Consider the following 20,023-nt stretch of genomic DNA (forward strand, 5'->3'; position numbering starts at 1 on the left):
AAGCGCTTTTACGATTTGCAGTACGACGTATAAAGGAAAATTATGTTTTTAGATTTAACGCAAAACACGCAGCACAATGTTTACTCGTATTTAGTCGGGGGTATTAGCCCGCGGCCTATTGCTTGGGTAAGCACACTTAGTAAGGAGGGGATTGCTAACATTGCCCCTTACTCTTTTTTTACAGTGGCCAGTTGTAACCCGCCAGTGCTGAGCGTGACTCAAGTAAACCCACGCGACAAAGCCAATAAAGACACACTTTTAAACCTTCAAGCCACTAACAGCTGCGTGGTTAATATTGTTAGTGAAGAGCTAGTAGAAAAAATGAATCAAAGCTGCGCTAACTATCCACATAATGTGAGTGAATTTGAGGCAGCGAATATTGAATCAGTTGCTAGTACACAGGTTGCATCCCCAGGCGCCGCAGCGGCTAAAGTAAGATACGAGTGTACTTTAAGAGAAATTATTCACATAAGCGACGAACCCGGTGGCGGCAAAGTTATGCTACTCAACGTGGTCGGAATTTATATTGACGATAACGTGTTAGTGAATGGCTATATAGATCCCACGCGTTTAAACAGCGTAGGCAAAATGGGCGGAGACTACTTTAGCTCTACCAAAGATAAATTTGTACTAAAAAGACCTAGTGTTTAAATTAATGTTCACTTTTTCTGATTTTATGCACATTGTTTACACTTTTATTTGTTAACTTTATACGATGTTATTGAGGGACACTTTTTAAAGTGTGCAAACCTTTTTTTATAATACGTTTTAGCACTAAAAAAACGCAATAAATAATAGCTCAAATGCTTTAGAGTCAGATTTATAAAAAATAAATGAAAATTCATAATAAACTTTTTTTAATATTATTTAGCTTCACCTTTAGCATTATTGCGGGGCTAGTTGTGCTTATTCAGTACAGCATTGGTCAAGGTGTTATTGATTTTGTAAACGCTAAAGAAGTAAAAGCATTAGAGCCATTAGCGGTGCAGCTGGCTAATAAATACGCGCAAACTCCCTCGTGGGATAAAATTATAGGTAACGATCAGCGCTTTTTAAGGTTGGTTGAATCGCAATTGCAATCAAGCCAGTTTTTACCTAGTTTACGCGATATGCCACAGCGCCCGGAAATTCGCGGCGAACGCAGACCCAGACCTCCACAGCATATGGCGCAACGCGAACGTCGCCCACCGCCTGAGCATGTCGCGCACTATGCACTACTTGATGAAAACCAGCAGCGTATTTTTGGTAAATTATTTGAGGATTTAAAGTACATTAAAACGCCCATAGAGCTTGAAGGTAAAACAATTGCTTACCTTGCTGTTTCAAAAAGAAAAAGCCTAGCAGATGGGTACGAGCTGGATTTTTTAAAGCAACAAACTAACTATTTATGGCTTATTGCGTTAACCGCAGGGCTACTTACCTTAATGTTGTCTTTTTTACTGGCAAGGCATTTAGTTGGCCCTGTAAAGCAAATTGCCAGTGGTATGCATAAGCTAACCAAAGGGCAGTACAGCACCAAACTTTTATTAGATAGAAAAGACGAGCTGGGCCAGCTTAGTGAAGATTTTAATACCTTGGCCTTTACGCTCGCTAAAGATGAGCAAGTACGTAAACGTTGGCTTGCAAATATTTCTCATGAACTAAGAACGCCCATGAGCATTTTACTCGGTGAGCTCGAAGCTATGTTGCTTGGGATACGTGAACCAAATAATAAAAATATAAGTTCTGCTAACGATGAAGCGCTGCATTTAAAGCGCTTGATTGACGACCTACACATGTTAAACAGCGCAGAGCTAGGCGGCATGCATTACACCATGCAACCTACCGACGTAGGTTATTTACTTAACTCCATAGAGCAAAAGTATCACGTTATTTTTAAGCAGCACGCTATTAATTTTTACTTTCTTAATAGCGCTAATAACACCACAGTAAACGCAGATAAAACGCGTATACTGCAGTTGCTAGATAATATATTAATGAATGCGGTGCATTACGCCCAGTGCTCAACTATTTCTTTAAGTGCCAATAACGTAAATATTAAAGGCCAAGCCTATTTAGAGCTTATTATAGAGGACAACGGGATAGGCGTTGAGCAAACGCATTTATCGCACTTGTTTGAATATTTATACCGTGTAGACAGCTCTCGCAATCGCCAAGAGGGAGGTTCTGGTTTGGGCTTGTCAATTTGCCAACATATCGTTAAAGGCCATCAAGGTGAAATAGCCGCTGAAAAAGCAAGTTTAGGTGGTTTAGCGATTATTATTCGCCTGCCTTTAGTAAAGGTTTAGAGGACAGTATGGAAGATCAAATACTTATTGTTGAAGATGAAATAAAACTTGCCAATTTAATGAGCGACTTTTTAACAACTCACCATTATCAAACGCACCTTATTCATCATGGTGATGAAGTACTTAGCTGGCTTGAAAGTAACAAGCCTAGCGTTATTTTATTAGATATTATGTTGCCAGGGCAAAGCGGTATAGAGCTGTGCAAAGCGATAAGAAAGTTCTCTAATGTGCCCATTATTATGGTTTCGGCAAAGGTGGAGGAGATTGACCGGTTACTCGGACTTGAACTGGGCGCCGATGACTATATTTGCAAACCGTTTAGTTATGCTGAGCTGGTGGCGCGTGTAAAAGCAATTTTAAGGCGTGTTAATAGCACAAAAGAGCCGGTAAATAATGCCATGACACTGGATGAAAGTACTTACAGTGTAAACTATAAAAATAGCAGTATAGAACTTACTAATTTTGAATTTCAGTTATTTAAGCCCTTGTATTCAAACCCTAACAGAATCTATTCACGCGATAGCTTAATGGACACCATGTATGCAGACCAACGTATAGTTAGCCACCGCACTATAGACAGCCACATAAAAAAGTTACGCAAAAAGCTTGATGAAGTAACGCAAACCGACAGTGTTATTCAGTCGGTTTACGGTGTGGGCTATCGGTTTGTTCACCCTCAATAGCTAAACGTGAGCGCAGTTTTACTCATCGTCAGCGTTTTTAATACGCTCTAAACGGTCGAACTCTTCGTATTCGGCCGCTTGTATTTCATCGAGTACTGCATCTACGTCAGCAACTTCGGTGCTGTCTTCAAATTCTCCGCTGAGCACAGTGTTTGGCGTTAAGCTAGCCTCTTCAAACAGTGCCCACATTTCTTTAGCGTAATGAGTGTTTAATAAGCTAGGTGCAAACTGCGCATAATAACGGCGCATGTTGTTTACATCGCGCGTAAACATTGCTTGCGCACTGTTATTGGCCGCTGCATTTACAGCTTGCGGAAGGTCAATAATGACAGGCCCTTTACTATCAACAAGTACGTTAAATTCTGATAAGTCACCGTGAATAATACCCGCGCACAGCATTAATTTAATATAATGAACCATCATACTGTACTGCTCAATAGCCTCTTGCTGCGTAAGGGTCACATGCCCTAACTGTGGAGCAACATCACCGTCTTCATCGCACACAAGCTCCATTAACAGCACGCCATCAATGCAGTAATAAGTATCAGGAACTCTGACGCCAGCGCGTGATAAACGGCTAAGCGCGTCTACCTCTGCATTTTGCCAAATTTCCTCTTCTAGTTGCCGTCCATAACTAGAGCGTTTACCCATGGCACGGGCTTGGCGTCCGCCTCGCACTTTTCGACCTTCTTGATACTGAGCCGCCTTTTTAAAGCTGCGCTTAACGGCATCTTTGTAGACTTTAGCACAACGAATTTCGCCACCGCTGCGTACCACAAATACATCCGCTTCTTTACCGCTCATTAAGCGGCTTATCACTTCATCAATTAGGCCATCATCAACGAGTGGCTGGAGGCGTTTAGGTATTTTCACTGCGATACAACTAGAAAAATTGGAAGATTAAACATGTATGTTAATAAGTCCTTAGTATGTTAGCTCTCAAAACAGGTGTTGAAAGTGGTTTTAATTAATTAGTTATCACAATAACCGAAATACCGAATAAGGTAAAAATAACATGATAAAAATCGGATTTATTTTTATTTCCTAATTGTTTGCACAATGTTTGCGTTTTTTAAGCGTACTTTATATTCATACCCTTTATTAATATTTAACCCAAGGTGACCACGATGAAGCACTTTTCTACTTTTGCCGTTGCTGCATTATTATCAATGGCTTTTTCAGCCAATGTTGCAGCCAGAGGCGGTGATAACCCTCCACCTAAACCTGACTTTTCAAGCATAGATGCAGATGGTGACGGTGTGATTAGCCTTGCAGAATTTAGCGAAAGTGCACCACCGCAAGGCGATGCGCAAACTATTTTTGACGAAATAGATGCCGATGGGAATGGCGAAATTAGCGAACAAGAGTTAAGTGAACACAAGCCACCACGCCGCGCACGTTAAGGGAGATAAATATGATCAATAGTATTGGTAGCTCAGCGAGTTTTATGACTCAACAATCTAGCCAAGTAAGCGCTTTAACGTCAGAGCAAACTGAGTTTGTTAAAGAAACACTTGCAGAGTTTGATGCACAAAACTTAAGCACGGAAGATGCGCAAACTATTCAAGCCGCATTTGAAGAGCAGGGGATCTCGCCGACAAAAGAGTTGGCTGATCTAATGAGCGAACTTGATTTTGACGCTAAAAGTATCGGCGATGCAGGGCGCCCTGAAGGGCAGCGCCCGCCACCACCGCCGCAAAACTCTCTAGAATCTGTTGATACTGACGAAGTGGTTAGCTACTTAGATGAGTTATTAACTGAGTATTCAAGCCAGCTATCTGATGAAGATAAAGAATCAATTCTTTCATCGGTACAAGAAAAATTTGGCTTAAGTGAAGGTGATTCACTGCTAAATGTAACTGCTTAGGTGTTATAACTTGAGGTCAAGCTGACTGTTTATCCTTAGGTCTTAAGTCCAAAGCCCGGCAATTATTTTGTTGGGCTTTTTTATTATACCAAGCCACTAAGTGATCTATTTTGAGGATGGATAAACGTGTTGATAGCTAGGCAAAAAATTCGTTATTAAGGCGTTTATAAACTTGCTCTTTAGTGAGTTTATCATACAGCTAACTACACAATTTGTTTTGCTCATTAAGGTATGAATCTACAAAGTGTTGCTCCATAGGTTTAGAAAAATAGTAACCTTGTAGGTGAGACACGCCAATTTCTTTTAGCATGTTGGCTTGCTCTGTGGTTTCTACACCTTCGGCAACGACCATAAAATCAAGTGTTGATGCCATTTGCACAATCGCATGAATAATGCTTAAGCCTCGTTTGTCCATGTTTTGAATGAAGCTTTTATCTATTTTTACTATGTCTACACCAATATCTAACATGCTCGACAAGGATGAATACCCTGTACCAAAGTCATCAATAGAAATACAAAATCCTTGTTTTTGTAGCTCTTTTACTGCTGCTAAAAAGGTCAGCTTATCCTCAGCAAACACAGACTCAGTAATTTCAAGGTGTAGGTTTTCTGGCTTTACGTCGTATTGATTAACGATGTTTATAACCTTAGTGACAAAATCAGGGTCTTGGAGTTGTATTACAGATACATTTACACTCACAGCAATGGCTGGCTGAAGGCTTTTAAACGTTTTAGCTTGCATACAGGCTTGTTCAATCACCCATAGTCCAAGTTCAGTTATGAGGTTGTATTGCTCGGCAATGGCAATAAACTCATCAGGAAATATCGCTTCGTCATTTAACTGCCAACGTAAAAGTGATTCAAACGATGTTACCTTTGTTGTTTTACTATCAACTATAGGCTGAAACACTAACCGCAAGCCATTGTCTTTTATTGCACTTGCCAAGCGCTTACTAAGCAGCAGCTCTCGCTCTTGCTGGTGTTTTAAGTCGTTGTTATAAATATTCACGCAGCCTTTGGCAATACGCTTTTGATGGTACATGGCTAAATCTGCAGAGCGAATTAACGCGCTTAAATCACCCTCATGCTCAGGAAACAACGCTATACCAATAGTGGCAGATACCCAGCTTTGGTATTTATATCGTTCATGCTCAGCACTAATGCTTTTAATAACCTTTTTGGCAAAATTAAATAGGTCTTGTTCATCTTCATAGGTTGTTAAAATTAAAAATTCATCTCCGCCCCAGCGGCATTTGTATAAGTGACGGGTGCAAACGTTTGTGAGTCGCTCTGCTATTTCTTTAAGTACTTGGTCGCCTACTTTATGGCCCATAGAGTCATTTATTTGTTTAAAGCCATCTAGGTCTACAAAAAGCAGGGCTAGTTTTTCGTTGGGGTGGTCTGCAAGTTGCTTATTAGCCACTTTTAAAAAAGCGGTGCGGTTTAATAAGTTTGTTAGTGGGTCAGTATTTGATAAGCGGTAAATTTCTTCTGTACGCGTTTCTACTTTGCTTTCCATCTCGTTAAGTAGTTTACGGTTTTGGTTTCGTAATTTTATGGCCGTTTGGGTAAACGTGGCCGACTTATAAGAAGAGGCGACCATAATGGCCGAAAAAGTCATACCTAAAAAGCCCAGCACGTAGTGATAATAATCATCAGATAGGGTAAGTACTATGGAATAAGGAATTAATAAAATAATGCTGTAACACACTGAGGTAAAGCGACTACCAGAGAGTAAATTGGCAGAGCCTCCAGCAAATGCCGACAAAATAGCTATTGTGGTGGTGATTTCAACGGTGGATGAGCTTTTATGAAACCACAGTGCGTAACACGACCACGAAATAGCGGTAGCAAGACACCCCACCGAAAAACGTTTTAAAAAGCTATTTGCGTTAAATGGATGATTAAGCCTTTTGGTGTAGTTAAAGTAAATAACATCCATTAGCCTTGCTGCTAAAATAACCAGCATGAAAAAAAGCCAAATTATTTTGTCTTGATTGGTTTTTTCATCCGTTAGGTCAAATGCAAACACAAGTACAAAGCTAACCAATGCCGAAACACCAATGCCAGATAAAGCATTAGAATATAAAAGTTTAACGGCTTCTCTGCGTTCATCAGTATTTAAATTTTTATATTGCACTCATTAAAGCCTTATGAAAAGTAATGCGGGTAAAGCAGGTTACATTTTATAAAAACACAAAAATAAATATAGTTTAATGACAGGGAAAATGCAGATATTAAATAAAAAAATGCCCATAACACAATATCTTGTTATGGGCTGATAGATTAAAAGTCGCTGGCGTTATGTCGTTCGCTAAGTTGCTCTTCTTCAGGGCCCCAGGTGCGATTAACACGTCGTCCGCGCTTAACTGCTGGGCGCTGCGATAATTGCTTAGCCCAGCGAGTAACATGTTTATACGAAGCCACATCTAAAAATTCGGCTGCATCGTAAAGATCACCCAGCACAAGTGAGCCATACCAGGGCCAAATGGCAATGTCAGCAATAGAGTATTCATCACCTGCCATGTATTCGTTTTCACTTAAGTGACGATTTAATACATCGAGCTGACGTTTAGTTTCCATAGTAAAACGGTCTATCGGGTATTGCATTTTTGTTGGAGCGTAGCTATAAAAGTGACCAAATCCACCACCTAAATAGGGCGCAGAGCCCATTTGCCAAAATAGCCAGTTACGGCATTGCGTCTTGGCTTTAAAATCTTTTGGGATTAGTACATCAAATTTTTCAGCTAAATATTGGAGTATTGAGCCCGACTCAAAAATGCGTGTTGGTGGAGTGGTAGAGTGATCCATTAGCGCAGGAATTTTAGAGTTTGGATTAATATCAACAAAGTCTGAGCCAAATTGATCGCCTTCGCCAATGTTAATTAAATAAGCATCGTAGTCTGCATCGGTTAAGCCAAGCTCTAATAGCTCTTCAAACATAATAGTTGCTTTTTGACCATTAGGTGTGGCTAATGAATAAAGTTGAAATGCGTGCTTGCCAGTTTCTAAGGTTTTGTTATGAGTGGCACCAGCAATAGGGCGGTTAATATTAGCAAATTTACCACCACTTTCATTGTCCCACGTCCAAACTTTAGGCGGCGTGTATTCGTGTTCATTACTCATAAATAACCTCAATTTAAATAATTTATAGACTCATAGATAACAAGCTGGGGGCGTAAAAAATTAATTAAAGACAATGAAAAAATTATCGTGCTTTTAATTTATCTGCTTTGGCAAGTTTATACCCTAAAAAGAACCCACTTAACGCACCAAAAAGGTGACTTTCGAACGAGACATGAAAGCGCTGTGGTAGCACCCCCCAAATAAAGCCGCTGTAAAGTACAGCAACCACAACAGCAATAACAATCGATTTGAACGAGCGCCTAACCACGCCATAGCACAGTATAAACCCCCATAAACCATAAATAACGCCGCTTAACCCAACATGAAAACTGCTTCGGCCAAAGGCCCACACTAATAGCCCGCCAAGTAACGCGGTAAATATAAACACGGTATAAAATCGTTTTACACTGTATTGGCAAATTAGCCAGCTAAGTACAGCAAAAGGCAACATATTGCTAGCAAAGTGCCACCAACTGCCATGTAAAAATGGGGCGCATAAAATGCCGATTAACCCTTGAACGCTGCGAGGGTAAATACCTAAACCATTAAGCGTAATGCCAGGTAAACTATTGATCACTTGAAGTATTAGGCATATAAAAGCAACGCTAAATATTGCAAATCGCGTACTGGTTATCAGTGAAGGTGATGGGGTAGTTGGCATATAAACGCCTTAGTAGGATTATTTTGTACCAGTATATGAGTATGTTTTCGTTATTAAAAGCGATTTAATAAGCGCGGCGTTATGCGCCGCGCACAGGGGCTATTTAACCAAGTTTAGTTAATAGCTTTTTAGCCGCAAGCTCTGAACTTGCAGGATTTTGGCCTGTAATCACTAAACCATCTTCGAGCGCTAATACGCCCCAGTCATCGGTTTTTTGATAATCGCCGCCTTTTTTAATGAGTTCATCTTCAACTAAAAATGGCACTACGTCTGTTAATTGCACTGCAGCTTCTTCTGAGTTAGTAAAGCCTGTTACTTTTTTACCTGCAACTAAGGCATTGCCGTCTGCATCTTTAACATTTAAAAAAGCGGCACTTGCGTGGCAAACAGCCGCTACTGGCTTTTGCTCTTTTACAAACTTTTCAATAAGTGAGATTGAATCTGTGTTATCTACTAAATCCCATAGTGGGCCGTGGCCGCCTGGGTAAAATACTGCGTCAAAGTCGCTGGCGTTTACTTCACTTAACTTTTTGGTGTTTGCCATAAGTGTTTGTGCTGCGCTGTCGTTGTCATAGCGCTTTGTTGCATCGGTTTCAAAGTCAGCAAGTGTGCTGGTTGGGTCAATAGGTGGTTGACCGCCTGCAGGGGAAGCAAGTGTTACCTCTGCACCAGCATCAACAAATGCGTAGTAAGGTGCTGCAAATTCTTCTACCCAAAAACCTGTTTTTTCGCCTGTGTTGCCAAGCTCTGAATGTGAGGTAAGTACCATAAGTATTTTTTTAGCCATAACAATATTCCTTCGATTAGTGAGTAAATTAAAGCTTGGTGTTAACCAAGGTGCTGTAATAACTATATGCACTTAAAAGGGTTTAAACAACGATGATAAATTTAACTTTATTGGATTAATTATTGATACAATTGTTGGGTTGAATAATCATTGGTGGGTTTGTGATGAAAGTGTCGTTTGAGCAACTTAAAAGCATGGTGGTATTTGCGCAAATTGTCGAGCAGGGCAGTTTAACCGCGGCTGCAAAGCAGTTGGGGTTAACGCGTGCGGTGGTAAGTTATCACCTTAAAAAATTAGAAACGCAATTAGAAGTTACGCTGCTAAATCGCTCAACCCGCACTATGGCGCTAACTGAGGCGGGCATCGCGTATTATGAGCGCTGTAGAGTGATCACAGAACAAGCAAACGCAGCTAATCAGCAAATAGAAAACATTAAAAGTGAGCCACAAGGAGTATTAAAAATTAGCTGCCCCGTTAATGTGGGCATGCAACTAATTGTGCCTGCAATTAATACGTTTAAACGCCAATACCCCAAAATTGAAATAGACCTGCAACTAACCGATGATGTGGTTGATATTATAAAAAACGGCTTTGATATTGCTATTCGCGGGGTCGCTTTAAGTGACTCAAACTTACAAGCCACTAAACTAACAACCATGAGTACCTGTATTTGTGGCTCAGCTGAGTATTTTGAACACTTTGGCAAACCTAAAACGCCAGCTGAATTAGCCTTACATAAATGGGTGGTGTACCAACTTAGCAGTAAAACATTAACCCTTAGCAAAGAAGGCAAAAAATACGATGTAATACTACAAGGCGGCATAAGCACCAATAATGCCGCGGCGCGTACCGCGTTTGTAGAGGCCGGGCACGGGCTTGGGCGCATTCCGTTGTATGATGCATGGCCTAAAGTACAAGCTGGGTTGCTTGAAATAGTACTCGATGATTATAAAACAAAAGATATAGAGCTTTATGGTGTGTTTCCGCCTGGGGCGGCAGGCTCCAAAAAGCTCAGGTTGTTTATTGATTATTTAAAAGCGTATTTTGTTAAACAGCATACTGCACTGGGCATGCTAAAAATCACGTAAAACCGCACTTAATTACAAAGTTCGATTAAATAAAGCAACCGCTTGCTGGTACATAGTAATTGCAAGCGCTGCATCGTAGCGGTCGCCCTCATCACGCATAAAGGCATGCTGCGCGTTTACTTCTTGCCAGTGGTAGTTAATACCCGTAGCTACACATTGCTGGTAAATTTTACTTCGGCCTTGTTGCGGTACATGTGGGTCTTGCTTACCCCAAATAAAGTGTATTTCACCTTGAATATCAGCCATGCGTTCAAACGAATTGTTACCTGCGTTTGCCGGCAAGGTATCACTATGTATGTCGGTGGCGTATAAACAAAATGCGGCTTTTATATGTGGGTTTAATGCGGCTCTGTAAGCTAAATGCCCACCAATGCACACACCCATGGCGCCCACTGTGCCAGTGCAGTAATCTTGGCTTTGTACAAAGTCAATGAGTGCTTGTGTGTCGCTGTCGTGGTGCTCAAGTGGCTTTTGCCATTTATCGGCATTGCCTTTATCTTTACCCGCGTCATCGTACGCAAGTACAGTACCAATCGGGTTTAGCTCATGAAATACCTCAGGCACTAACACAACAAAACCGTGGCTTGCTAAAATAGCAGCGCTGCGCGCAATAGGTGCGGTTTGCTGAAAAATCTCAGAGTAAAAAATAATACTTGGATATTGACCAGCTGCTTGTGGGCGGTAAACGGTCGTACGCATTAGGCCTGTTGGGGTGGGTAGGTCGGTATTATGGTGTTGGATTATCATAAAAGCGCTCAGTTAAATTATTTAATAAGGTAATGGTAACTGAGCGCAGCAGAATAAACGACCGCTGTGATGCGTTTTTTAAATGCTTGCAGGCATTTTATTGCAACTTGCGTAGTAACTTACGGTCGCAGGCCAATCCGAAAATATACCCATAACACCCACATCTTGCGCGAGTACATCAACCACCGTCATCATGTCGCCATCGTTATCGATAACATCGGCGATTGATTGATAGTAGTAGCCACCGCCCTCGTTAAGAGGCCCCGAGCGCTCAAGGCTCCATGCAATCAGTTCAAGCCCTGCAGCTTTTGCGTCAATAGCGTATTGTGAGGGGACAATATTACTTTCGTTGTCTATGGTGAGCATCATCCAAATAGGGGGCGCTAATATTTTAACGCCATCAGCTACTAGCTCTTCCATACTTGGTTGCCACGTTGCAGGGGTACTTGGATCAAAGCCCGCTTCGCTGTCACGGCCATCTAAATATACGCTTTGATTTGCAAAGTCGGGGTTGTTATTTATCCAATATTTCACATCAGCAAGATTAAACGATTGCGGGTACACATCACTGCTTGGTACGTCCAATTGCGTGTACTCATCAAGCATTTTTTGCGCGTATTGCTGTTGTGTCATTCCCTCATAAGGCATGCTAACTTGCGGCGATTTTAGCTCTGGGGTCATTTTTACACCCAGGCTTTTAAATAACTCAATACTTTGTTTATGGGTTACTAATGTTCCATTTGTGGCGTATAAATCGGTGCGCCAGCTGGGCGTGCCTTGCATATATTCACCAATAGTAGTGGCTTGGGTGTTGGCGCCATCCATTTTACCTTCAAGCGTTAAAAATTCGCTCAGGCTGATATCGCTTGTGCAGCATTTAGCGCTGGCAGGCGTGCCACTAGCCGCGTTAGCTGGAGTAAAAGGCACACTGCATTTAGCGGCCAGTTCAGGGATGGCTAGTATATTGGTGGTGGTGTGCAAATCGCACTGAGAGTGGCGACACACTAACTCTTTGTCGCTGGTAAAGGTTACATCGCACTCAACAATACCTGCGCCCATTCGCGCCGCAGCTATATAAGACTCCTTTGTATGCTCAGGGTACTGCATTGGCGCACCACGATGACCAATAGAAAAGTCTGTACGATAAAATGGCCCATCTGCACACGATTCTAATTTTGTTTTTAAATCGCTCTTTGCCATATCGTTAATTAGGTAGTCGGCACGAGTACCTAATTGAATATCAGGCGCCTCTCCTTTTGCAACTTCAACAATTACAGGCGTCGGCACTTCAACAACCTCAACTGTGGTATTGGTAACTACTACGTCTTTTTCGACTACTTTTACATCGTCGTCGCAGCCGCTCAGCAGTGCAAATAATATTGAGCTTGTTATTAGGGTGAGATGTTTCATGTTTGTTCCTTAACGTTATTTTCCTCAACCCTAATCGCATTCAATGACAAATTAGCTACAAGGATGTGACGTTCTGTTTATTTGTCCCTATTTGATTAATTACTAATGCTGCTAGCATAATTGCACCACCCATACTTAAGCGTATTATGTCGGCATTTTTATTCCATATAAGCACGTTAACAATAATACCGGCAGGAATAAGCACGTTGTTCATTACGGCTAATGCTCCCACATTTACTTTAGTGGCCCCTTTGTTCCATAAAAAGTAACCAAGGCCCGAGGCAACAATACCTAAATAGATTAAAATACCCCACTGGGTGGGTGTACTAGGTAATTTGCTTGTATTGCCAAATAAAGTGTAGCAAACAGTTGCCACCACTAAGGCGCCAATAAAAAACCAACCAAATACGGCTTTGTCATCCAGCTGATTAGTGACCATTAAACGTTTATAAGTTACTTGTCCGGTGGCAAAACTAATATTGGCACCCTGCACCAGTAATAAGCCGATGATAAAATGACTATTGAGGTTTTCCCAGCGAATAGCTACCGCGCCCAGTACGGCTATAAGCGCAACCGCAAAAAAGCGAGGGTTAAAATGCTTATTAAGTGCATCGTTTAAAAGCGTTATATAAAGCGGTGTCATAACGGTAAAGAGCAACACTTCGGGTACGCTTAAAAATAAAAAGGAGTGATAGTAAAAACTGTACATAACACCCAGCTGCACAGCGCCTATCAGCATTAGCTTAAGTGCGAGTGGTTTGGAGGTGAGTTTAGGTTTTAAAAAGGGTAAAAAAACCAATGTGGCTAATGCAACTCGTATTAATACGCTAAACCACGCATCAACTTGGCCTGCTAGGTACACACCAATTAAACTAAATGAAAAAGCCCAAAGTAGGGTAACTGCAAATAAATAGCCCATAATTGTCGTTTTTTATAATTTATAGTGTGGCTAGTTTATCTGTTATAAACAATAAAAGCCCGCAAGCGGGCTTTTATAAGGTTAAAATTAATAAACGAGGTTATTAATCAACTAAACCACGGCGCTTAAGAAGTGCGTCTGTCGTTGGTTTTTGGCCTCTAAACTCAATGTAACTTTGCATTAAGTCGCGGCTGTTACCTTTTGATAGGATTTCTTTACGGAACTTGTCACCGTTTTCACGGGTTAGGCCACCGTTGTTTTCCATATGTGCAAACGCATCGGCTGCAAATACTTCAGTCCATAGGTAGGCGTAGTAACCTGCTGAGTAACCCCCGGCAAAGGTGTGGCTAAAGTAGTTTGATTTATAACGCGGTGGCACTGGGTAGTAATCAATACCATGTGCTTTTAGCGCATCGCTTTCAAACTTTTGAACATCACTGATTTTTTTATCAGAACCAAATGAGTGCCATTCCATATCAAGTAAAGCAGCTGCTAAGTATTCAGTAGTACCAAAGCCTTGGTTGAATTTTTGCGATGCTAATACTTTATCAAGTAAAGCTTGTGGAATAGGCTCACCTGTTTTGTAATGCTTAGCGTAGTTAGCAAGTACCGTAGGTTCAATCATCCAATCTTCGTGTGCTTGTGATGGGAATTCAACAAAGTCACGAGCTGTAGCAGTACCCGCTAGGCTTGGGTATTTAACATTTGAGAATAAACCGTGAGCAGCATGACCAAATTCATGGAACATAGTCGATACTTCGTCGAAGGTCATTAGCGTTGGCTCACCCTCAGCTGGTTTTGGAATGTTTTGTGCGTTGTAAATAACCGGTTTAGTGCCTTTTAAGCCGCTTTGGCTTACGTATGCACTCATCCATGCGCCGCCACGCTTACCTTCGCGTGCATATGGGTCCATGTAAAATAAACCAATAGCGCTGCCATCTGCGTTAAATACTTCGTACGCTGTTACATCTTCGTGGTAAACAGGTAAGTCCTTACGCTCTTTAAAGGTGATACCGTAAAGTTTGTTCATTGCGAAGAATAAACCATCATGGATCACAGAGTTCATTTCAAAGTATGGCTTAACTAGCGCTGGGTCTAGGTCGTACTTCTCAGCACGTACTTTTTCTGCGTAAAACGCCCAGTCCCATGGTTTTAGCTCAAAGCTCTCGCCTGAATCGTTAATTACTTTTTGGATAGCGGCCGCTTCTGCTTTGGCTTTTTCAACTGCTTTTGGTGCAAGGTCATCTAAAATACCGTACACGTTGTCGGTTGTTTGTGCCATACGCGAAGTCATTACATACGATGCCCAATCTTTAAAGCCTAACAGCTCTGCTTTTTGTGCACGTAGGTTAGTTTCTTCAATAATGATAGGGCCGTTAGTTTTTGCGGCGCGGTTTGTAGAGGCTTTAAAAATTTGCTCGCGAAGTTCACGGTTTTCAAGGCTTGATAAGATAGGCTGCTGGGTGGTGTTAACCAAGGTTATCATGTAGCCTTCTTTGCCTGCTTTTTTAGCTGCAGCTGCAAGGCCTGCAATTTCACCTTCAGAAAGGCCAGCAAGTTTAGATTTATCAGTTACTACAATAACGTCTTCTTTAAACGATTTTAAAATATTTTGAGAAAACGCAGTAGATAGCTCTGCAAGTTGCGCATTAATACCACGCATTTTTGCTTTTTCAGCGTCGCTTAATTTAGCGCCAGCTTTAACAAATTGCTTGTAGTAAAAATCAACTAAGCGTTGATCTTCAGCGTTAAGCGCATCTTTATTGTCGTAAATTGTTTGTACGCGCTTAAATAACGCACCATTTAAGTAAATGTCATCAGAGTGAGCAGATAATACCGGCGCCATTTTTTTGCTTATACGTTGGTATTCGTCATCTGAAATTAAACCCGATAGGTTGTAAAAAGCAGCAGATACGCGGTTCAACAACTCACCTGATTTTTCCATCTCAACAAGTGTGTTTTCAAATGTTGCTGGTTCTGGGTTGTTTGCAATTGCTTGAACTTGTGCAGTGTGCTGAGCAATACCTGCATCAAAGCCTGCTTCATAGTCTTTTGTACCAAACTTATCAAACTCTGGTGCCATGTATTGTAATGGGCTTGGCTTGAATAATACATTGTTTGCGTTCATATCTTGCACTTGTGTTGCGCTCTCTTTAGCTGTGTTCTGAGTTTCGTTAGATGAACAAGCAGATAAGATTAGGGCACTAGCAATAGTAGTAGCGATCAGTGTTTTACGCATAATAACTCCATAAAAAGATGAGCCGAAATAGGCTTTTCGAGTCGAAAACCCAGTTAACTTATCAAATTTTGGCGTTTATACAATAAAGTTTATCGGTATTAAGCGGGATTTAAACGCAAATTAGCTACAAAAAATGCAATTTAGAGGTAAAAGTAGCCTTAAAAATAAACGTAAGGCTACTTAAATATTGTATTGTGTGTGATTTTTAAAGGCTAGTTATAGCCAAGAACAAAGCGTTTTTCAGTTCCAAAGCTATTAGATTGCTGACCAAATTCTTTATTTATAGTAGCAAGCGTTTGCTCTTGCTCAGCAAGAAGGCACAAAATTTTATTGCGGTAATCTAGGCTGCTTTCAAACAAATTTAGATCTACCTGCGGCTGCAAAGTAGCGAGTCTTTGATTTAGAGTTAGTTGTGACATGTGTAATCTCCAGTGCGTGTACACTATTTATATAGCACTCGGTGCAATAAAGAGTTAATAAATTGTTTAAATAAAAACGTTAAATCTATTAACTTAGCGTTTTAACACTATTATGCCGTGCTAAGCTTAGCGAAGACTGAATCACACTCATTTTTACTGAACAAATAACAAACAACAAATGATATTTTGGAAAACACATGACGCTCGAACACATTGAACATTATCTAAGCTTTGTCATTTTTACCTATAACGACGTGCACATCACAGTGGCTAAGGTTATACAAGTTCCTTTGATTTTATTTGCTATGTGGTTTGTAGTAACGCGCATTGGCAAACTTATTAAAAAAACACTGTTGGCTAAAAAAATCAGCCAAGATGCGGTTCATTTATTTACGCGCATTTACTTTATTTTAAGTATCGCGATATTAATTTTCACTTCGTTAGAGGTATTAAGTATTCCACTTACGGCCTTTGCATTTGTTTCAGGGGCCATAGCCATAGGGGTAGGTTTTGGTGCGCAAAACATTATTAATAACTTTATCAGTGGCTGGATTTTAATGTGGGAGCGGCCAATTCGTATTGGTGACTTTTTAGAAGTGGGTAATGCAAAGGGGGTGGTAGAGACAATTAATACGCGCTCTACCCGTATTCGCCGTAATGATGGGGTACACATGTTGATCCCTAACTCGCAATTATTAGAAAACACAGTAACCAACTGGACCTTAATAGATGGTAATGCCCGCTCCTCGGTTAGCGTAGGCGTTGCTTATGGCAGCGATGTATTATTAGTTAAAAAGTTAATTCAGCAAGTGCTTGACGAGCACGACGCAATATTAGCAAATCCAAAAGCCTCTGTTCTATTTGACGATTTTGCTGATAGTTCACTGGTGTTTAATGCGATTTTTTGGGTTTGTGCAGAGTCAGAAACCATGCTCAGGAAAGTACGTAGCGATATCCGTTTTAGTATTTATGCTGTTTTTGAAAAACACGATGTTGTGATTGCATTCCCACAGCGCGATATTCACATTGATGGAGAAATTGCGCTAAAGCGTACTCAATAAATTTAGCTCTTAAAATTTAGCAGCATTAAGGGCTTTTAATTGCATGTTTCTGTAATGGGTTTATTTGTAAAGTTACCTATTTCGCTACTTTAAAGTGGGTTTTAATGGTAAGGACATATGTCCGCATTATTAGCCTTTTGCATCTAAAAAAGGGTAAAAAAGCAAGAAAATGTAGTTAAATGTTGCAAAAAAGTTTACTTTTTTGTACATATTTATGCAGTAAATTTGTAATACAATGGTATAATCTTCACCGTTCGTTCAGCCTCATTACTCCGTTTTTGTACTCTCGGTGATGAGGTCCGCGCAACTTTTTAGTCGCGAAAAATTGGCCGAACCCGCAATGAATACATTGCGCAACACAAAAAACCGTTGAACAAGAGTGCATACAAAAGGTTAATACCCGACATGAAAGCAATCAAAAAAACTGCAATAGCGACCATTATTAATGCTGCTTTATTATCTGCAGCTGGTACCTCTGTTTCTACTCTTGCTGCTGAAGAAGAAACTGCAAAAAAAAATAACCAATTAGAAGTTATTCAAGTCACTGCTCGTAAACGTGTAGAAAATGCACAAGAAGTGCCTGTTGCTGTATCTGCATTACAAGGTGATAACCTTGATGCTTATAGTTCTGCTGGTATGGATATTCGCTTTATGAGTGCGAAAATCCCAAGTCTTTCAATCGAATCATCGTTTGGACGTTCTTTCCCTCGTTTTTATGTTCGTGGTCTGGGAAATACCGATTTCGATCTTAATGCTTCACAACCTGTTTCATTAGTTGTAGATGAAGTAGTTCAAGAAAATGCCATTTTAAAAGGCTTTCCAGTATTCGATGTAGAGCGTGTAGAAGTGCTACGTGGCCCACAAGGTACTTTATTTGGCCGTAATACGCCGGCTGGCCTAGTTAAATTTGATACTGTTAAACCAAGCCAAGAGTTTGAAGGTTACGGTGCTGTTTCTTACGGTAGTCGTGGTGCTGTAGATACTGAGGGCGCTGTAGGTGGTGCACTAACTGACCGTTTATCTGCGCGTGTTTCTTTGCTATGGCAAGATAAAGATGATTACATCGATAACCAAGCACCTGGTTTTGAAGCAAAAGACGAGCAGGGCGGCTACACAGAAAAAGCAGCACGTATTCAGTTTTTATACGAAGGCGATGACTTTACTGCTTTACTAAACTACCACACGCGTGACCTAGACGGCTCACCAATTGCGTTTCGTGCAAACGTTATTGAAGCTGGTTCAAACGATTTAGTAGACAACTACGAGCATGATGTTGTTTATCAAGATGCCGCTGTACGCAATACACAACAAGTTGAATCAGAAGGCGCAAGCTTAAAGCTTGAGTGGGATATTAGCGATGAATACACGCTAACCTCTATTTCAGGTTGGGAAAGTGCAGAAATATACTCACGTGCTGATATTGATGGCGGTTACGGTGCTTCTTATATCCCTGATTACATGGGTCCTGGTTTTATTCCGTTTTCTTCAGAAAGTGCGGATGGCATTCCAGAGCAAGATCAGTTAACGCAAGAGCTTCGCCTTGCTAGTAACTTTAGCGGTGACTTAAACTACCAAGTTGGTCTTTTTTACTTTGACGAAGAGCTTACAATCGAAAACTTTAGTTACGATACGTTCTCTTCACCTGCTGGCGCTTTAAACGGTTATGTTCAGCAGCAACAGGATACAACTGCATGGGCTATCTTCGGCTCTGTAGATTATATCTTCTCAGATAAGTTAAAAGTAACTGCGGGTCTTCGTTACTCTGATGACGAAAAAGATTTTGTTGCAGACCGCACTATTAGCCCAATTGGTGGTGGTGCTTTATATGTAGAGCGCAGTGTAAGCGACAGCCACGTAAGCTGGGATTTATCTGCAAACTACAAAGTTAATGACGATGTAAACTGGTACAGCCGTGTAGCAAATACGTTCCGCGCACCTAGCTTACAGGGTCGTATATTATTTGGTGATGAGGTAACAACGGCTGAATCAGAAACCGTTACTTCATTCGAAACCGGTATTAAATCAGACGTTCTTGACGGCCAAGGCCGTGTAAATGCAACGGTATTTTACTACACAATGGACGACCAACAGCTTACTGCTGTAGGTGGTGGTGCTAACTTTAACCGCCTAGTTAACGCTGATAAAACAACAGGCTACGGTTTTGAGCTAGATACAGAGTGGGTATTAAGCGATGAGTTTAATGCAACATTTAACTTAAGCTACAACAAAACTGAAATTAAAGATAACGATTTAGCTGTAGCGGTGTGTGCTCAATGTATCGTAAATGACCCTATTAACGATGCAGGCTTAGCGGTACTTGATGGCAACAGCTTACCGCATGCGCCGGAGTGGATCTCTAACTTTACCCTTCGTTATAACAAAGAGCTTGAAGATGGCAACTTCTTCGCATTAGGTGATATTTCTTACCGTAGCGAAATTAACATGTTTCTTTATGATTCAGTAGAGTTTGAAGGTAAAGCATTAACAGAAGTAGGTTTACGTGCAGGCTACGAGTGGGCTGAAGGTGACTACGAGTACCAAGTATCTGCATTTGTTCGTAACTTATTTGATGAGCAACAAGCAATTGGTGCGGTAGACTTCAATAACAATACAGGTATTGTTAATGAAGAGCGCTACATTGGCGCTGAATTTAAAGTTAACTTTTTCTAAAGCTAACTTAAATTAGATTAATTTTAAAAGCCTGCCTTGTGCAGGCTTTTATGTTTTT

18 protein-coding genes are annotated in these 20,023 nt (G+C 40.9%); 8 read left to right on the plus strand and 10 right to left on the minus strand.

Annotated elements, in window-relative coordinates:
- Positions 1-42 precede the first annotated feature (42 nt).
- The 3 genes from QUE46_RS04740 (at position 43) to QUE46_RS04750 (ending at position 2,971) form a co-directional block, all read left to right on the plus strand.
- Positions 43-651: a flavin reductase family protein gene (locus QUE46_RS04740; RefSeq protein WP_286246429.1), complete on the plus strand. Its 609-nt coding sequence runs from the start codon at positions 43-45 to the stop codon at positions 649-651.
- Positions 652-833: 182 nt separating this feature from the next.
- The gene (locus QUE46_RS04745; RefSeq protein ID WP_286246430.1) at positions 834-2,288 is read left to right on the plus strand and encodes an ATP-binding protein; all 1,455 of its coding nucleotides are present in this window, start codon (positions 834-836) and stop codon (positions 2,286-2,288) included.
- A gap of 8 nt (positions 2,289-2,296) precedes the next feature.
- Positions 2,297-2,971 carry a response regulator gene (locus tag QUE46_RS04750; protein ID WP_286246431.1) on the plus strand — a complete coding sequence of 225 codons (675 nt, stop codon included), beginning with the start codon at positions 2,297-2,299 and terminating at the stop codon, positions 2,969-2,971.
- A gap of 18 nt (positions 2,972-2,989) precedes the next feature.
- Here QUE46_RS04750 and QUE46_RS04755 read toward each other — a convergent pair whose 3' ends face one another.
- Positions 2,990-3,844 (minus strand): PA4780 family RIO1-like protein kinase, encoded by an 855-nt coding sequence (locus QUE46_RS04755; RefSeq protein WP_286246432.1) that lies wholly within the window; start codon positions 3,842-3,844, stop codon positions 2,990-2,992.
- Between the two features lie 254 nt (positions 3,845-4,098).
- Here QUE46_RS04755 and QUE46_RS04760 point away from each other — a divergent pair, with 254 nt between their 5' ends.
- Together QUE46_RS04760 and QUE46_RS04765 are read left to right on the plus strand one after the other, a co-directional pair.
- Positions 4,099-4,374, plus strand: coding sequence for an EF-hand domain-containing protein (locus QUE46_RS04760; protein WP_004587403.1), 276 nt, complete (start codon positions 4,099-4,101; stop codon positions 4,372-4,374).
- An 11-nt stretch (positions 4,375-4,385) separates the two neighbouring features.
- Complete coding sequence (locus QUE46_RS04765; protein ID WP_286246434.1) at positions 4,386-4,838, plus strand: hypothetical protein; 453 nt, start codon at positions 4,386-4,388, stop codon at positions 4,836-4,838.
- A 199-nt stretch (positions 4,839-5,037) separates the two neighbouring features.
- Here the strand turns inward: QUE46_RS04765 and QUE46_RS04770 are convergent, their stop codons facing one another.
- The 4 genes from QUE46_RS04770 to QUE46_RS04785 all read right to left on the minus strand — a co-directional run bounded on the left by QUE46_RS04770 (position 5,038) and on the right by QUE46_RS04785 (position 9,412).
- Positions 5,038-6,978: a bifunctional diguanylate cyclase/phosphodiesterase gene (locus QUE46_RS04770; RefSeq protein WP_286246435.1), complete on the minus strand. Its 1,941-nt coding sequence runs from the start codon at positions 6,976-6,978 to the stop codon at positions 5,038-5,040.
- Between the two features lie 146 nt (positions 6,979-7,124).
- Positions 7,125-7,964 (minus strand): glutathione-dependent disulfide-bond oxidoreductase, encoded by an 840-nt coding sequence (gene yghU / locus QUE46_RS04775; RefSeq protein WP_286246436.1) that lies wholly within the window; start codon positions 7,962-7,964, stop codon positions 7,125-7,127.
- Between the two features lie 82 nt (positions 7,965-8,046).
- On the minus strand, positions 8,047-8,625 hold the full coding sequence (locus tag QUE46_RS04780) for a rhomboid family intramembrane serine protease (RefSeq protein WP_286246437.1): 579 nt from the start codon (positions 8,623-8,625) through the stop codon (positions 8,047-8,049).
- 103 nt (positions 8,626-8,728) lie between these two features.
- Entirely contained in the window at positions 8,729-9,412 is a 684-nt protein-coding gene (locus QUE46_RS04785) for a type 1 glutamine amidotransferase domain-containing protein (protein ID WP_286246438.1), read from the minus strand.
- A gap of 164 nt (positions 9,413-9,576) precedes the next feature.
- Here QUE46_RS04785 and QUE46_RS04790 point away from each other — a divergent pair, with 164 nt between their 5' ends.
- Complete coding sequence (locus QUE46_RS04790; RefSeq protein ID WP_286247679.1) at positions 9,577-10,500, plus strand: LysR family transcriptional regulator; 924 nt, start codon at positions 9,577-9,579, stop codon at positions 10,498-10,500.
- A gap of 12 nt (positions 10,501-10,512) precedes the next feature.
- On the opposite strand, the gene QUE46_RS04795 is transcribed toward QUE46_RS04790, so the two are convergent.
- The 5 genes from QUE46_RS04795 to QUE46_RS04815 all read right to left on the minus strand — a co-directional run bounded on the left by QUE46_RS04795 (position 10,513) and on the right by QUE46_RS04815 (position 16,234).
- Positions 10,513-11,247, minus strand: a complete 735-nt coding sequence (locus QUE46_RS04795; RefSeq protein WP_286246439.1) for a dienelactone hydrolase family protein — start codon at positions 11,245-11,247, stop codon at positions 10,513-10,515.
- 78 nt (positions 11,248-11,325) lie between these two features.
- On the minus strand, positions 11,326-12,657 hold the full coding sequence (locus QUE46_RS04800; protein WP_286246440.1) for a glycerophosphodiester phosphodiesterase family protein: 1,332 nt from the start codon (positions 12,655-12,657) through the stop codon (positions 11,326-11,328).
- Between the two features lie 55 nt (positions 12,658-12,712).
- Positions 12,713-13,576: a carboxylate/amino acid/amine transporter gene (locus tag QUE46_RS04805; protein WP_286246441.1), complete on the minus strand. Its 864-nt coding sequence runs from the start codon at positions 13,574-13,576 to the stop codon at positions 12,713-12,715.
- A gap of 103 nt (positions 13,577-13,679) precedes the next feature.
- Positions 13,680-15,815: a M3 family metallopeptidase gene (locus QUE46_RS04810; protein WP_286246442.1), complete on the minus strand. Its 2,136-nt coding sequence runs from the start codon at positions 15,813-15,815 to the stop codon at positions 13,680-13,682.
- Positions 15,816-16,027: 212 nt separating this feature from the next.
- Positions 16,028-16,234: a hypothetical protein gene (locus QUE46_RS04815; RefSeq protein ID WP_286246443.1), complete on the minus strand. Its 207-nt coding sequence runs from the start codon at positions 16,232-16,234 to the stop codon at positions 16,028-16,030.
- Positions 16,235-16,431: 197 nt separating this feature from the next.
- Between QUE46_RS04815 and QUE46_RS04820 the strand changes: the two genes are divergently transcribed.
- Positions 16,432-17,295 carry a mechanosensitive ion channel family protein gene (locus QUE46_RS04820; RefSeq protein WP_286246444.1) on the plus strand — a complete coding sequence of 288 codons (864 nt, stop codon included), beginning with the start codon at positions 16,432-16,434 and terminating at the stop codon, positions 17,293-17,295.
- Positions 17,296-17,700: 405 nt separating this feature from the next.
- Positions 17,701-19,965, plus strand: coding sequence for a TonB-dependent receptor (locus tag QUE46_RS04825; protein ID WP_286246445.1), 2,265 nt, complete (start codon positions 17,701-17,703; stop codon positions 19,963-19,965).
- The last annotated feature ends 58 nt before the right edge of the window (positions 19,966-20,023 follow it).

The sequence above is a fragment of the Pseudoalteromonas sp. MM1 genome, from assembly GCF_030296835.1.
Taxonomy (GTDB): domain Bacteria; phylum Pseudomonadota; class Gammaproteobacteria; order Enterobacterales; family Alteromonadaceae; genus Pseudoalteromonas.

Bases quoted from the DNA above. Each gene is read 5' to 3' on its own strand.
- QUE46_RS04795 (WP_286246439.1), bottom strand. From the start codon at position 11,247: ATGATAATCCAACACCATAATACCGACCTACCCACCCCAACAGGCCTA.
- QUE46_RS04740 (WP_286246429.1), top strand. From the start codon at position 43: ATGTTTTTAGATTTAACGCAAAACACGCAGCACAATGTTTACTCGTAT.
- QUE46_RS04765 (WP_286246434.1), top strand. From the start codon at position 4,386: ATGATCAATAGTATTGGTAGCTCAGCGAGTTTTATGACTCAACAATCT.
- QUE46_RS04825 (WP_286246445.1), top strand. From the start codon at position 17,701: ATGAAAGCAATCAAAAAAACTGCAATAGCGACCATTATTAATGCTGCT.
- yghU (WP_286246436.1), bottom strand. From the start codon at position 7,964: ATGAGTAATGAACACGAATACACGCCGCCTAAAGTTTGGACGTGGGAC.
- QUE46_RS04745 (WP_286246430.1), top strand. From the start codon at position 834: ATGAAAATTCATAATAAACTTTTTTTAATATTATTTAGCTTCACCTTT.
- QUE46_RS04820 (WP_286246444.1), top strand. From the start codon at position 16,432: ATGACGCTCGAACACATTGAACATTATCTAAGCTTTGTCATTTTTACC.
- QUE46_RS04785 (WP_286246438.1), bottom strand. From the start codon at position 9,412: ATGGCTAAAAAAATACTTATGGTACTTACCTCACATTCAGAGCTTGGC.
- QUE46_RS04810 (WP_286246442.1), bottom strand. From the start codon at position 15,815: ATGCGTAAAACACTGATCGCTACTACTATTGCTAGTGCCCTAATCTTA.
- QUE46_RS04760 (WP_004587403.1), top strand. From the start codon at position 4,099: ATGAAGCACTTTTCTACTTTTGCCGTTGCTGCATTATTATCAATGGCT.
- QUE46_RS04780 (WP_286246437.1), bottom strand. From the start codon at position 8,625: ATGCCAACTACCCCATCACCTTCACTGATAACCAGTACGCGATTTGCA.
- QUE46_RS04815 (WP_286246443.1), bottom strand. From the start codon at position 16,234: ATGTCACAACTAACTCTAAATCAAAGACTCGCTACTTTGCAGCCGCAG.
- QUE46_RS04805 (WP_286246441.1), bottom strand. From the start codon at position 13,576: ATGGGCTATTTATTTGCAGTTACCCTACTTTGGGCTTTTTCATTTAGT.
- QUE46_RS04750 (WP_286246431.1), top strand. From the start codon at position 2,297: ATGGAAGATCAAATACTTATTGTTGAAGATGAAATAAAACTTGCCAAT.
- QUE46_RS04790 (WP_286247679.1), top strand. From the start codon at position 9,577: ATGAAAGTGTCGTTTGAGCAACTTAAAAGCATGGTGGTATTTGCGCAA.
- QUE46_RS04800 (WP_286246440.1), bottom strand. From the start codon at position 12,657: ATGAAACATCTCACCCTAATAACAAGCTCAATATTATTTGCACTGCTG.